Source organism: Bacillus niameyensis, assembly GCF_001375535.1.
Taxonomy (GTDB): domain Bacteria; phylum Bacillota; class Bacilli; order Bacillales; family Bacillaceae_C; genus Lederbergia; species Lederbergia niameyensis.
Map to the genome: position 1 here is coordinate 582,184 of NZ_LN831197.1, position 14,345 is coordinate 596,528.

16 protein-coding genes are annotated in these 14,345 nt (G+C 36.4%); all 16 read left to right on the forward strand.

Translation table 11 applies throughout. From position 1 onward, the window contains the following. The first annotated feature begins 3 nt into the window (after window positions 1–3). The 16 genes from sigF (at window position 4) to ccsB (ending at window position 14,188) form a co-directional block, all read left to right on the forward strand. Entirely contained in the window at window positions 4–762 is a 759-nt protein-coding gene (gene sigF, locus BN1243_RS02855) for an RNA polymerase sporulation sigma factor SigF (RefSeq protein ID WP_062104760.1), read from the forward strand. Window positions 763–900: 138 nt separating this feature from the next. Then, window positions 901–1,515 carry a stage V sporulation protein AA gene (locus BN1243_RS02860; RefSeq protein ID WP_062104761.1) on the forward strand — a complete coding sequence of 205 codons (615 nt, stop codon included), beginning with the start codon at window positions 901–903 and terminating at the stop codon, window positions 1,513–1,515. Continuing rightward, a complete protein-coding gene (locus BN1243_RS02865; RefSeq protein ID WP_062110339.1) occupies window positions 1,493–1,927 on the forward strand; it encodes a stage V sporulation protein AB in 435 nt (144 codons plus the stop codon). Before BN1243_RS02860 ends, BN1243_RS02865 begins: the two co-directional genes overlap by 23 nt. A 44-nt stretch (window positions 1,928–1,971) precedes the next feature. Then, complete coding sequence (locus BN1243_RS02870; protein WP_062110342.1) at window positions 1,972–3,432, forward strand: spore germination protein; 1,461 nt, start codon at window positions 1,972–1,974, stop codon at window positions 3,430–3,432. 180 nt (window positions 3,433–3,612) lie between these two features. Then, complete coding sequence (lysA, locus tag BN1243_RS02875) at window positions 3,613–4,932, forward strand: diaminopimelate decarboxylase (protein ID WP_062104762.1); 1,320 nt, start codon at window positions 3,613–3,615, stop codon at window positions 4,930–4,932. 169 nt (window positions 4,933–5,101) lie between these two features. Beyond that, on the forward strand, window positions 5,102–5,314 hold the full coding sequence (locus BN1243_RS22445) for a hypothetical protein (RefSeq protein WP_230200087.1): 213 nt from the start codon (window positions 5,102–5,104) through the stop codon (window positions 5,312–5,314). Window positions 5,315–5,368: 54 nt separating this feature from the next. Beyond that, window positions 5,369–5,719, forward strand: coding sequence for a GNAT family N-acetyltransferase (locus BN1243_RS02885; protein ID WP_062104764.1), 351 nt, complete (start codon window positions 5,369–5,371; stop codon window positions 5,717–5,719). A gap of 229 nt (window positions 5,720–5,948) precedes the next feature. Further along, a complete protein-coding gene (locus BN1243_RS02890; RefSeq protein ID WP_062104765.1) occupies window positions 5,949–6,701 on the forward strand; it encodes a segregation/condensation protein A in 753 nt (250 codons plus the stop codon). Further along, window positions 6,688–7,266 (forward strand): SMC-Scp complex subunit ScpB, encoded by a 579-nt coding sequence (scpB, locus tag BN1243_RS02895; RefSeq protein ID WP_062104766.1) that lies wholly within the window; start codon window positions 6,688–6,690, stop codon window positions 7,264–7,266. The genes BN1243_RS02890 and scpB overlap by 14 nt, the downstream gene beginning before the upstream one ends. Window positions 7,267–7,513: 247 nt before the next feature. Then, complete coding sequence (locus BN1243_RS02900; protein ID WP_062104767.1) at window positions 7,514–8,635, forward strand: D-alanyl-D-alanine carboxypeptidase family protein; 1,122 nt, start codon at window positions 7,514–7,516, stop codon at window positions 8,633–8,635. Next, window positions 8,632–9,225, forward strand: coding sequence for a nucleoside recognition domain-containing protein (locus BN1243_RS02905; RefSeq protein WP_062104768.1), 594 nt, complete (start codon window positions 8,632–8,634; stop codon window positions 9,223–9,225). Before BN1243_RS02900 ends, BN1243_RS02905 begins: the two co-directional genes overlap by 4 nt. A 2-nt stretch (window positions 9,226–9,227) precedes the next feature. Further along, the gene (locus tag BN1243_RS02910; RefSeq protein WP_062110343.1) at window positions 9,228–9,758 is read left to right on the forward strand and encodes a spore maturation protein; all 531 of its coding nucleotides are present in this window, start codon (window positions 9,228–9,230) and stop codon (window positions 9,756–9,758) included. A 206-nt stretch (window positions 9,759–9,964) separates the two neighbouring features. After that, entirely contained in the window at window positions 9,965–10,696 is a 732-nt protein-coding gene (locus tag BN1243_RS02915) for a pseudouridine synthase (protein ID WP_062104769.1), read from the forward strand. 97 nt (window positions 10,697–10,793) lie between these two features. Next, complete coding sequence (gene resA, locus BN1243_RS02920) at window positions 10,794–11,327, forward strand: thiol-disulfide oxidoreductase ResA (RefSeq protein WP_062104770.1); 534 nt, start codon at window positions 10,794–10,796, stop codon at window positions 11,325–11,327. Window positions 11,328–11,343: 16 nt separating this feature from the next. Beyond that, window positions 11,344–13,020 carry a cytochrome c biogenesis protein ResB gene (gene resB, locus BN1243_RS02925; protein ID WP_062104771.1) on the forward strand — a complete coding sequence of 559 codons (1,677 nt, stop codon included), beginning with the start codon at window positions 11,344–11,346 and terminating at the stop codon, window positions 13,018–13,020. Next, window positions 12,992–14,188 (forward strand): c-type cytochrome biogenesis protein CcsB, encoded by a 1,197-nt coding sequence (gene ccsB, locus BN1243_RS02930; protein WP_062104772.1) that lies wholly within the window; start codon window positions 12,992–12,994, stop codon window positions 14,186–14,188. Before resB ends, ccsB begins: the two co-directional genes overlap by 29 nt. Window positions 14,189–14,345: the final 157 nt, after the last annotated feature.

The window sequence follows — 14,345 nt, forward strand, 5'->3', positions numbered from 1 at the left end:
CCTATGGATGTGGAATTGAAAAAAGAGGCGAAAAAGGGCTTTTTGAGCGATTCAGAGGTAAAAGATTATATACGAAGAAGTCAAGCTGGTGATCAAGAAGCAAGAGATACATTAGTTGAGAAAAATGTACGACTAGTGTGGTCAGTTGTCCAACGTTTTCTTAATCGTGGTTACGATCCTGATGATTTATTTCAAATTGGTAGTATAGGATTGTTAAAGTCCGTTGACAAGTTTGATCTTTCATATGATGTTAAATTTTCTACTTATGCTGTTCCTATGATTATTGGCGAAATTCAGCGATTCATTCGAGATGACGGTGCTGTTAAGGTAAGTCGATCATTGAAAGAATTGGGCAATAAGATACGAAGAGCTAGGGATGAACTTGCTAAAAGGGACGGAAAAATCCCCACTATTTCCGATTTAGCTGAGTATTTAGAAGTCCCTCAGGAAGAGATTTTAATGGCACAAGACGCTGGTAGATCACCAGCTTCGATCCATGAAACAGTTTATGAAAATGATGGTGATCCTATTATTCTTATCGATCAAATTTCCGATGAAGATGATAACAGATGGTTTGATAAAATTGCACTCGAGGAAGCCATTCGTGAATTGGATGAACGTGAGCGCTTAATTGTCTATCTTCGTTACTATAAGGATCAGACGCAATCGGAAGTTGCGGTAAGGTTAGGAATATCTCAAGTGCAGGTTTCACGTCTCGAAAAAAAAATATTGGAACAAATTAAAGAACACATGGATATATGACATGTGTTCTTTTTCTTTGCGTTAAATAAGAGTTGCAAATTATGTATTCAAAAAATTATGATCCCTTTACAGTTGAATGAAATAGAATAACTTTTCCCATACTAAATGATAGCAACCATGTTTTTAGGAAGTGATTGAATGGAAAATACGATTTATTTAAGAATGCATCCTCGCTTAAGGGTAAACCGAGGAAACGTCATTCAATTAGCCCATATTGCACAATTTGTAGGCGACCCTTTTCATTTTTCAAAGTTAAAAGAAATAGTAGTATACAAAATCAGTGAAGAAGACCAACAAATTGTTGTGCTTGATGTGATGAATGTAATTAAACAGATTCGTAAATACTATCCTGACTCTGATATCCAAACAATTGGCCCATCACAAACAATCATTGAAATACCTACAAAAAAAAGAAAATTTTCCATTCCCTTTTTTATTCTAGTATGGATTTTACTCTTCATCGGATCTGGCCTCGCCATATTAAACTTTCATGAGGAGACAGGCATGCAGGCTGTACATCAAAGACTTTATTGGATGGTTACTGGTAAAGAAAATGATAAACCACTTATTTTACAGGTCCCCTATTCACTAGGAATCGGACTTGGAATGGTGTTGTTTTTTAACCATATTTTCAAGAAGAAATTTAATGAAGAGCCAAGTCCATTAGAAATTGAAATGTTTAATTATCAAGAAGATATCGATCGTTATATGACAGCGAAACATAATGAAAATGTCAGGTCTTCTCGTGATTGAAAATTTTATTCTGATTATATTGGGATTAGCAGGGGGCCTTGCGGTAGGTGCTGGTTATGTTGCATTTTTAACTGTACTAAATATAATCCCGAGACTTACTCAATTAACTAAAACACGTAAGTTGCTAAAGTCTTATGAACTAGCTGTCATCCTTGGAGCGTTATGGAGTGGTTGGAGCGGTCTTCGCGATTATTCATTTAACTTTTCAGATTGGTCAACCCTTCCCATAGGGCTATTCTCTGGAATTTTTATAGGAATGTTAGCTGCTGCATTAACAGAAGTGTTAAATGTCATCCCGGTTCTTACAAAACGAGTGGGAATGAATGACAAACTAATGCTGTTTATGCTCGCTATTATTTTTGGGAAAATGCTTGGCTCATTGTTTCAATGGTTGTATTTCGTAATTGGTTAAGTAGTGAATGGAGGGATACTGTGAACAAACCAAAAAAAGAATACATGACGGAAATTTATCGAAATCCAGATCAAGTTGATAAGTTTCTTGAAGACAGAGTAGGGCTGGGAACAAGTTTTGATCTGGGTGTCCGAAAGTTGGTTATCTTAAATAAAAAAATCCATTTTTATTATGTTAATGGTTTAACAGATACTTTGTATATCATTGAAATTTTAAAGGAATTACAACGATTAAATGATACAGAAAAACCAACTTCAAAAATATATGATTTAATTGAAAACAGAATTAGTCATGAATCTGTCGAGACTGTCAAAACAATGGATGAATTGGTTGACCAAGTCTTATCGGGTTTATTAGGTATAGTAGTCGAAGGTGCTGATTCGGCATTTATCATAGATGTCCGAAATTATCCTGGGAGACAACCAGAAGAACCAGATACGGAAAAGGTGGTTCGCGGGTCAAGAGATGGGTATGTAGAAAATATAATTATTAATACTGCCTTGACAAGGAGAAGAATTCGAGATGAACGATTGAGATTTGAAATATTCAAAGTTGGAGAACGTTCCAAAACAGATATTGCAATTGGTTATATAAAAGGTGTTGCGAACCCGCGTCTTGTTGATACGATACGGAAAGAAATAGAAAGTATTGATATTGATGGAATTACGATGGCTGATAAAACAATAGAAGAATATTTAATGAAACAGGGCTATAATCCATATCCGCTTGTTAGATATACAGAACGAGCCGATGTGGGGTCTATCCATTTACTCGAGGGACATGTCCTTATTTACATTGACACTTCGCCAAGTATTATGATTACACCGACAACATTTTTTCATCACGTGCAACATGCAGAGGAATATCGGCAATCACCGGCCGTTGGAACTTTTGTACGTTGGACTCGATTTCTTGGAATTTGGGCATCTATTTTTCTTTTGCCATTATGGTATTTATTTGCATTAAATCCCTCGCTTTTACCAGATAGCTTAGCTTTTATAGGGCCGAATGAGCAATCCCATATCCCTTTAATTCTCCAACTTTTAATTGCGGATCTTGGAGTGGAGTTTTTGAGAATTGCAGCTATTCATACACCGACCCCTTTATCAACAGCGATGGGATTGATCGCCGCCGTTTTAATCGGACAAATTGCAGTGGATGTTGGATTATTTCAATCAGAAGTAATACTGTATGTTTCAATTGTAGCAGTAGGTACTTTTTCAACACCAAGTTATGAATTAAGCGTTGCAAATAAAATGATCAGGATGTTTCTGCTCCTTATCGTTGCCTTATTTAAAGGTCCAGGCCTTATAATAGGAAGCACCGTTTACATTATCTTTTTAGCCCAAAGCCGCCCTTTAAATTCACCGTACCTATGGCCACTACTGCCATTTAATCCAGCGGCACTTACTCATATTCTATTCAGAAGACCAGTTCCAGGGTCACTATTACGTCCTAGCATTGTTCGCCCACGTGACCGTTTTCGCCAACCTCCAAAACCATAGTTGGTTCCCATTGCATAATTATTTGAATTATGTTAAAGTTTATCCTACTTAATAGGATAGAACAGAACTAAAGACACATGAATGCTTTCAAAGTGCCATATTCCAATTGAAAATTTGCATGGACGAAGATCGCATTTCTATCCTAGGGGCGTTGGATTTTTAAAGTGAGGGAGAGTAATGATGCAACTACACGGAACAGCTACAATTAATCAAAATGGGCATCTAGAGATTGGGGGAGTTGATACTGTAGAATTAGCCGAAAAATACGGTACCCCTTTATATATTTACGATATTGCCTTAATTAGAAAACGTGCGCGCGCTTTTAAGAAAACTTTTGAGGAACTAGGAGTAAAGGCTCAAGTAGCGTATGCCAGCAAAGCATTTTCAACAGTGGCAATGCTTCAGATTGCCGATAAGGAAGGTCTCTCTCTTGACGTTGTATCAGGTGGTGAATTATATACAGCGATTAAAGCTGAATTTCCAAGTGAAAAAATTCATTTCCATGGTAATAATAAAAGTGAAGCAGAGTTAATTATGGCATTAGATAATAAAATCGGCTGTATTGTTGTAGATAATTTTCACGAACTATATATGCTTCATGAATTATGTAAGAAGAGAGAACAAAAAATCAATATATTAATTCGTGTTACCCCCGGTATCGAAGCCCATACACATGATTATATATTAACGGGTCAAGAGGACTCCAAATTTGGTTTTGATTTAATGAACGGTCAAGCAGAATCCGCTTTGACTTTTGCGATTGAAAGTGACTATCTAAATATTTTAGGACTTCATTGTCATATTGGCTCGCAAATTTTTGAAACTACTGGTTTTATCTTAGCTGCGAAAAAAATACTTGAAAAATTAGCAGAGTGGCAAACTTTACATGGTTACCAACCGACTGTCTTGAATTTGGGAGGCGGGTTTGGAATTAGATATACAGAAGAAGATGCTCCACTTCCTCCAGAGTCGTATGTAGCGGAAATCATCGATGAGGTGAAAAAAGCATCAGAGCGCCTTGATTTACCAATGCCTGAAATATGGATAGAACCAGGTAGATCACTTGTTGGAGACGCTGGAACAACACTGTATTCGATTGGCTCAACTAAGGATGTGCCCAATATAAGAAAATATGTTGCGGTTGATGGTGGAATGACCGATAATTTAAGACCAGCTCTTTATGATGCAAAATACGAAGCGATTTTAGCCAATCAAGCCACTGCAACTCCAGAAGAAGTTGTTTCGATTGCTGGGAAATGTTGTGAATCAGGGGATATGCTAATCTGGGATTTACCATTACCTCGTGTTGAAGTTAATGATATTCTTGCTGTGTTTTGTACAGGAGCATATGGATATTCTATGTCCAATAATTATAACCGAATTCCAAGACCAGCCGTTGTTTTTGTAGAGGATGGGCATGATCAATTAGTAGTTCAACGTGAAACATATGACGACTTACTGAGATTCGACCTACCGTTTATAGAAAAAACGCACATTTAAACCCGCGATTGCGGGTTTATTGCAGTTCATAGTGAAACTTTTTTTGTTGCATTTCGTCTAAATATATGAATGAGGATAAACGGCGATTACGACTTTTAGTGCCGGAGTATGACAATTTGATTAATAATTAGGGAATTATTTGCTAATTTTAGGAATTCCCGATACAATATTGTCTATGCAAGGTAACCGAATGTTTTTAGTGTTTATGAGTGGATTGAAAGGTGTGCATTTTTTTGCGCAACAAAAACATAGTTTTATCCGTATTGATTATCCTCATAGCCTTATTATGGGGGATAGGGTATTGGGTATTCATAGCGCCAAATCGTTAATCGTCCCAAGTGATTCATTGATGGGAAGTATAGATTTTCCCGGAATTTTATAAGGTGCTGAATAAGGATAGCATCCTCTAGGAAATAAGAAAAACGAGGGATCCATTATGTTAATTCGATATAAGAAAGCCTATGAAAAAATTGCAATGGGGCTTCTTTCCTTCATGCCAAACGAGAAGGATTTAAAGAAACTCCAAAATACAATGAAAACTTACGAAGCAGCTGACAACTGGCAACTTTATTTATGGAAAGATGAAGATATAACAGGATTAATCGGTATTGTTCAAGAAGATGAAATTGTCAAAGTTCAACATATATCAGTGAATCCATCTCATCGCCATGAGGGAATCGGGACTAATATGTTAAATTCACTTAAACAAATCTACCAAGATAAAAAAATAATTCCAACAGACTATACGGTTAGTTTTTTTGAAAAATGTGGTTTTATCCCGCATTAACTGGCTGTAAGACCCCGCTTTAAGAATTCGAGCGGGGGATGAAGAAAAACCCCACTGATTGAAGTTTCACTTTATCAATGGAGAAAGCTCGGATTTGTAAATAAACCGGGCTTTTTACTATTTGTAAATAGTTTTTATTGGCTTCTAGTTATTTTTTTCTTCATTTTCAATTTTTCTTGTTATATGATTAAGAGTAGAGCTCAGAAAAATTGCATGAACTGGTGATAAAATGGAATATCAAGTCAAAATAGAGGCTTTTGAAGGCCCGCTCGATTTACTTCTTCATTTAATTAATCATTTAGAAATTGATATATACGATATTCCAATGGCAGAAATATCGGAGCAGTATTTGATATATGTACACACAATGCAAGAACTAGAATTAGATGATGCAAGTGAGTATTTAGTGATGGCAGCTACATTACTGGCTATAAAAAGCAAGATGCTTTTACCCACTTATGATGAAACTGAGGAATATACTTTTGAAGAAGAGGATCCTCGAGAAGAACTCGTTGAACAATTAATAGAATATAAAAAGTTTAAGGAAGCGGCATTTCAGTTAAAAGAGAAGGAATCAGAACGGAGTTTAATGTATTCAAAACCTCCAAGTGATCTTTCAACATATACTGGAGATAACTCACGAGAGACTAGTTGGGAATTTTCTTTACACGATATGCTAGGTGCCTACCATAAACTATTACGAAGGAAAAAACTACAAAAGCCATTAGTGACAAAAATTACAAATCGAGAAGTATCGATTGAAGTTCGAATGGATGAAATAGTAAATTTGCTTTTGGAAAATAAAACGAGCCTTAGTTTTTTTGAGTTTTTTCCGCATGCAGATAGGCAACATATTGTTGTTACGTTTTTGGCTATGCTGGAATTAATGAAACGAAATGAAATTGTAGTGGAACAAAGCGATATATTTGGTGAGATTTTCTTATCTTTAAGAAAGGAGATAAGAGAAGTTGTTGGAAAGTAAACAATTAGGAATTGTAGAATGCTTATTATTTGCAGCAGGTGATGAAGGTCTATCTTTAAAACAAATTTGTTCAGCGATGGAACTGGAGGAAGATCAAGTAATCCTCCTTATAGAAAATCTTAAAGAAAGACTTGATCAAGATCCAACTAGAGGTATAACAGTTGTTGCTCTTGCAGAGGCTTACCAATTTGCAACGAAAAAAGAGTATGCAGATTACTTAAAGAAGCTTGTGGAAAGTCCAGGTGCTTCGACACTTTCTCAAGCAAGTCTGGAAACTCTCGCAATCGTCGCTTATAAACAACCGATCACGAGAGTTGAAATTGAAGAAATTCGTGGTGTCAAAACAGAGCGTCCTTTACAGACATTGATTTCCAGAGGGTTAATTAAAGAAGTCGGAAGAGCGGAAGGATCGGGTAGAGCGAAATTATATGGTACAACAAGTGAATTTCTTGATTATTTTGGGCTGAAAGATCTTAAAGATCTTCCAGATTTGCCGAACCAAATGAACGATATTGAACAAGAAGAAGAAGCGGAGTTATTTTTCTCGTCCTTTAAAGAAGATTGATAGTATAAAAAACGCTGGAAAGTCTCAGAAATAATTCAAACAAGTTGTTGAGTGGCGCTCCAATCAATGAAAACTGCTAATCTAGATATATTAAGTCCTTAGTGTGTAATTGGAAATAATTCCATTACACACTTTTTCTTTTTTACAAGGAAGACTGAGTTTTTTTATTCATATCAAAGGGCTCCCAGCATAAACTTGTATAAACATTATAGATAGACAAGTATTAAATCAAATGGGGAGCGAGCGGATGAGAGTAGAAAAAATTATCGCGATCATCATTTTAACAGTTATAAGTATACAGATGCTTCCGAACCGTACTCAAGCTATGTCCGTGAGTGCTTCGGGGGCAATCTTGATGGAACAAAACTCTGGCAGGGTGCTTTATGAACAAAACGCACATGAGGTCCATCGAATTGCTTCAATCACAAAAGTAATGACTGCTATTGTGGCAATTGAATCGGGGAAACTCGATGAAAAAGTCACGATTAGTAAAAGAGCTGTATATACGGAAGGGTCTTCCATTTATCTAGAGATAGGGGAAGAAATGAAATTGGAAGATCTCGTATATGGTTTAATGCTTCGGTCTGGGAATGACGCAGCAACAGCTATTGCGGAACATGTAGGCGGCAGTGTGGAAGGTTTTGTTTTTTTAATGAATCGAAAGGCAGAGGAAATAGGTATGAAGGATACAGTATTTTCGAATCCTCATGGGTTGGACGATCATGAAGAACATTATTCAACAGCCTATGATATGGCATTGATGACACGATACGCAATGATGAATGAAAAATTTCGTGAAATTTCTGGTACGAAATTATATAAATTTGAAAGAGGATCAGGTCCACAAGGTTGGAAAAACAAAAATCGCCTACTGACTGAAAAATATAAATATACGACAGGCGGGAAAACAGGTTTTACAAAACGGGCGGGAAGAACACTTATCACAACAGCAACTAAGAAAAACGAAGATCTTATTGCTGTCACTTTAAATGCTCCTGATGATTGGAATGATCATATTTCCATGTATGAGTATGGCTTTAAAACTTATTCCGATCAGTCCATTATAAATAAAGGGCGATTAGAGATTGATGCGGAAGGTCTTGAAAAAAAAGAATTATTTATACAAAATCCAATTATTTATCCGTTGGCGGAGGATGAATCCGAAGAAATTCGAATGGAATATAAACTGTTACAGCCAGAAAAATTGAAAAAGTTAGACGAGGGTAAAGCAGGCATAGCAATCCTGTACTTTCAAGGTGAACCGGTGAAGCAAGAGTATATTTATATTAGGGAAGTGGAAGAGCAGAAAGATTCAGATTGGTGGCAGTATATTAAAAATCTTTTATTTAATCGTGATGATGCCGCATGATTAACTATATTTGGATTGTTATGACGCTCATCGGTTTACTATTTGCGGCAATTAATGGCAGAATGAAAGAAGTGAATGAAGCCATCTTTCAATCTGCCAATGAAGCCGTGACAATATGTATAGGGCTCATTAGTGTTTTAGTATTTTGGTTGGGGATGATGAGAATTGCTCAAGAAACTGGATTATTGAATAAGTTATCTGCGCTTTTTAAACCAATCGTCTTAAAGCTTTTTCCAGAAGTTCCTGCTGATCATCCGGCAATCGGCTACATTCTGTCTAATATGATTGCCAACATGCTTGGCCTTGGTAATGCAGCAACACCCCTTGGAATTAAGGCGATGGAACAGTTGAAAGATCTAAATGGTGGGAGCTCAAGCGCAAGCAGATCAATGATAACATTTCTTGCTATCAATACTTCAGGATTAACGCTAATTCCAACTACAGTCATTTCCATAAGAATGAACTATAAGTCTTTATCGCCAACGGAGATCGTTGGACCAACATTACTAGCTACTTGTTGTGCAACGATTGCAGCTATTTTAATTGATCGATATTTTCATAGACGCCGTACTAAGAAGGGCGTGAAGTGATCATGCAAGTAATTTCTATCATTTCCTTATGGATTATCCCAGTTATCATTGCCATTATACTCATATATAGTTTATGGAAAAGGCAACCTGCCTACGAATATTTTGTTGAGGGTGGAAAAGAAGGTATAAAAATTGCTATTTCCATTATTCCGTTTTTAATTGGGATGTTAGTCGCCATAACAATCTTTCGTGCATCAGGTGCCCTAGATTTTGTTATTCAACTAATCAGACCAGTGCTTAATGCTTTAGGAGTTCCTGCGGAGATAGTACCACTAGCCTTTATTAGACCTATCTCAGGAAATGCTGCGTTAGGGCTTATGAGTGATATAATTTCTGTTCACGGACCAGATTCTTTTATCGGTAGAATGGCTTCAGTTATACAAGGTAGTACAGATACTACTTTCTATGTGTTAACAGTCTATTTTGGAGCAGTAGGAATCAAAAAAATGGGAGATGCTCTTAAGGTAGGTTTGCTAGCGGATCTAGTAGGAATATCAGCTGCTATTATTATCACTACTATTATGTTTAGTTAATCAAAGTATTAGCATATGCCTGTTGCAACTGGCGAACTACCTTTTCGAAAGACATATGCCGCGAAACAAAGCTCGACTTTTCGATCATGTTCATAAACTGGACATGATTTTTCTTTTTTTATTGACAGTAATAGGTATCTTTCTTTGATTTTCGCGCTATATATGTAATAATTCATACAGTAAAAGCCCGTAATGAGGTGAAAGTGATGGAACGATTGCAAAAGGTAATAGCACATGCTGGGATTGCATCCAGAAGAAAAGCTGAAGAATTGATTTTAGAAGGTAAGGTAACGGTAAATGGCAAAATTGTAAAGGAACTTGGAACAAAGGTTTCTTCTACAGATAAAATCGAAGTGAATCAGATTCCTATCGTACAAGAAGAAAAAAGATATTATTTATTCTATAAGCCTCGAGGTGTGATCTCGGCTGTAAAAGATGATAAGGGACGTAAAGTCGTAACAGACTTCTTTAATTTTGTGGAAGAGCGAATCTATCCAGTTGGACGCCTTGATTATGATACTTCTGGATTGTTAATTATTACCAATGATGGAGAATTTGCCAATTTACTTACGCATCCTAAATATGAAATTCAAAAAACATACATAGCGAAAGTAAAAGGGATTCCTACTAAAGAAGCTTTAAGAAAACTAGAGCGTGGAATCCAATTAGAAGATGGAAAAACAGCACCTGCTAAAGTGAAATTAAAATCCATGGATAAACGCAAGCAAACTGGTATTGTAGAGATAACAATTCACGAAGGAAGAAATAGGCAAGTGAGAAGAATGATGGAGGCGATCGGCCATCCTGTGCAAAAGCTTAAAAGAGAACAATACGGTTCTTTGAGCTTGCTTGGACTTAATGCCGGTCAATTCAGGGAATTGACACCGCATGAGGTAAAACAGTTACGCACATCGGCACAAACGGGGGAAAAAGGCTGAGTAAGATTCACACAACCTTCAAACCCGAAAAAAAATCAACAGGAACATAATGGTATAATAATGAGAATTATTAAATGGCTGGGGGGTAAGAGGTGGCATGTCAAACAAGAAAAATAAGCGTCTTTTGATGCGAACCGTCATTTTGTCTGTTCTCTTGGCTGCGGTTGTTTATACATTATATGCTAGCTTGACGAAAGATAAGGCAAAAATCGCTGTGGGGGAAAAAGCGCCTGATTTCGTGTTAACAGATATGGAAGGCAATAAACATCAACTGTCAGACTATAAAGGTAAAGGTGTTTTCATTAATTTTTGGGCAACGTACTGTGGCCCGTGTGAAAAGGAAATGCCTGATATTAACAGCCAGTATAATATATATAAGGATCAAGGTGTAGTTGTTCTAGCAGTTAATATCGGGGAACCTCAATTAATGATAAGCAATTTTTTGAAAAAGCATCAGTTAGATTTTCCTATATTGCAGGATAAAAGTAAGGATGTTTCGAGAACTTCTTATGATATATATAATTTACCAGCAACAATTTTAATTAATCCCGAAGGAGAGATTGTCGAGATTATTGAAGGGCAATTACCAGAGGGAAGAATTAAAAATATGATGGAACGGATTAAACCGTAATAAGGGAGTTTATCGTATGAAAGAAATAAAATGTGAATGCGGTCATGTTAACCCGATTGGTACGGTATTATGTGAGTCATGCGGACGTGCTCTGACGGAGAAAGCAAAGAAAGAAAAATTGCATGATATGCGCTATGAAGGAAGCGCACGCAGATCACAAACCTATAATAGAAAAATCATAGATAAAGTTTGGAACTTTTTCTCATCTGTAAAAGTCGGTGTATGGCTCATCGTTATTACACTTATTGTATCTTCGCTTGGTACCTTTTTACCGCAAGTGATGTACATACCGAAAAATGTAGACCCAGGAACATATTACACCGAAAAATATGGCATTTTTGGTACTCTATATTATATATTTGGACTTTATGATTTATATAGCTCATGGTGGTATTTATTGCTGATTGCATCGATTGGTGTATCACTCGTAATTTGTAGTATCGATAGAGTAGTACCGTTATATAGAGCTTTGAAAAATCAACGTGTAAGTCGTCATGAAAGTTTTTTAAAAAGACAAAGACTATATAATCGGAAAGAAACTACTAGTAGTACAGATCAAGACTTTGAATTAATTAAAAAGAAAATGAGTGAAAAAAGATACAAGCTGCGGATCGAGAATGGAAATATATTAGCTGAGAAAGGACGTTTTTCCCGGTGGGGTCCATATGTGAATCATATAGGTCTAATAATATTCTTAATTGGTGGGATGCTTAGATTCGTTCCTGGCATGTATGTAGACGAGCTTTTATGGTTACGTGAAGGGGAAAAGATGATTATCCCTGGTACCCATAACGAGTATGTCTTAGAAAATAAGAAATTCACACTAGAACTATATGATAAAGATACAGACAAAGAAGTATATAGTGCAGCTCTTGAAAGGGCTGGAAATGTTGTTAAAAATTTCCAATCAGATGTTATTTTATATAAAAGAGATCCCGACAGTATTATTGGTGATGATCAAAATTTAATAAAAGAGGCTGAAACGGAAATCCGTGTAAACAAACCTCTGAAGTTTGATCATTACGCGCTTTATCAAACAGATTACAAATTAAATGAATTAGCAACAATGACTTTTAACTTTATTGATAAAGAAACAGAAGGGATCAAAGGAGAAATAACGATTGATTTAAATAATCCCGAGAAAGAATATGAAATCGGGGATGGTTATAAAGTAGAATTGATCGGCTATTATCCGGACTTTTCTGGTTTTGCAGATGATGGAGAACCCCAGACAGATTCAGCTCTTCCGAATAATCCAGCATTTTTGTTTAATTTAATTTCTCCTGAACATCCTGATGGAGAAGTCAGTTTTACTGCGATTAAACAAACGGTTGAACCGCTTGGTGAAACAGATTATAAAATGGCTTTTAAAGAGATCTCTACGCGGAACACTACAGTGCTTACCGTTAGAAAAGATTTGACATTGTGGATATTGGCTCTTGGTGGAGCTATTTTCATGATTGGAGTTATTCAAGGGTCATATTGGAATCACCGACGCATTTGGTTACAACGATTAAATGGGGATATTTTAATAGCAGGACACACAAATAAAAACTGGTACGGTTTAAAGCGGGAAATTGCAGCTATCGTAGATGGTACATCAATCCCGGAACCAATTGATCAACAAGAAGATAAGAATAATTTGAAAGAAAGTGGGAATACGAATGGCGACTCTAGTCCAGACGAGCGGTAATCTCTTATTTGCCGCCTTTATTCTATATTTAATTGGAGTCTTTTTCTTCGGTGGTGCGATCCGTGATAAGAGAGGCCGGGAAAAACAAATCGGCACAAATCGCTGGTCTAAAATAGGTATCACGCTTACAATCGCCGGATTTATCGCTCAAATTGGTTATTTTATTACACGCTGGCTAGCAGGTGGGCATATTCCACTCAGTAATATGTTTGAATTCACGACATTCTTCGGCATGATGCTGGTAGGTGCATTTATCCTTATTTATTTTATATATAAACTAAATGTAATAGGGTTGTTTGCCCTTCCAGTTGCGATGCTTTTGATCGCGTATGCAAGCATGTTTCCGTCAGATATTAGCCCGCTTATTCCTGCTTTGCAAAGTAAATGGCTAATTATACATGTTTCTACAGCAGCAGCTGGACAGGCTATTTTAGCTATTAGTTTTGTAGCAGGTTTAGTTTACTTATTAAAAGTGGTCGATACAAAGAAAACTAGTTTAAGTTCTTTTTCATTAGAAGCGATTATGTATTTTTTAGTTGTAACTTTAGGATTTATAATTATTACAACCTCTTTTGCGCTTGCTGACTATGAAACACAATTTAGCTGGGTTAATAAAGAAGGTAAAGAGAGTGTTGCAACCTATCATTTGCCAGCAATTGTTGGACCACATGAAGGTGTGAAAATCTCTGAGACTGGATTTGAGCCACTAGTATCTATGCCTGCTATTGTGAATGCGCAAAAACTAAACACAGTTATTTGGAGTCTATTAGTAGGCACTGTTTTATATTTACTAGTTAGGCTAATTGTAAGAAAACGAATTAGCACTTTATTAAAACCATTAGTAAAAAAAGCAAATCTTGATTTAGTAGATGAAGTTGGTTATCGCTCTGTATTAATTGGTTTCCCAGTATTCAGTCTTGGGGGGTTAGTCTTTGCCATGATTTGGGCACAGATTGCCTGGACTCGTTTCTGGGGATGGGATCCGAAGGAAGTATGGGCATTAATTACATTCTTATTTTATGCAGCTTTCCTTCATTTACGCCTTTCAAGAGGATGGCATGGTGAAAAATCAGCTTGGCTTGCGGTGATAGGATTTGCGATTATACTATTTAACCTTATAGCTGTAAACTTAATTCTCGCAGGATTACACTCTTACGCAGCTTCATAAATAATTAGTAAACGAAAATCTTGCGGCTTTCCTTTTTAAACCTTAAAATTATAGTTAAACAAAGTGCTCACACTTAAAGGTGCGAGCCTTTTTCCTATAAAAGCCTAGCTTTCAATCAAAAGCTTACGCAGCTTGACGGCGAATACTGCTCGTTTAT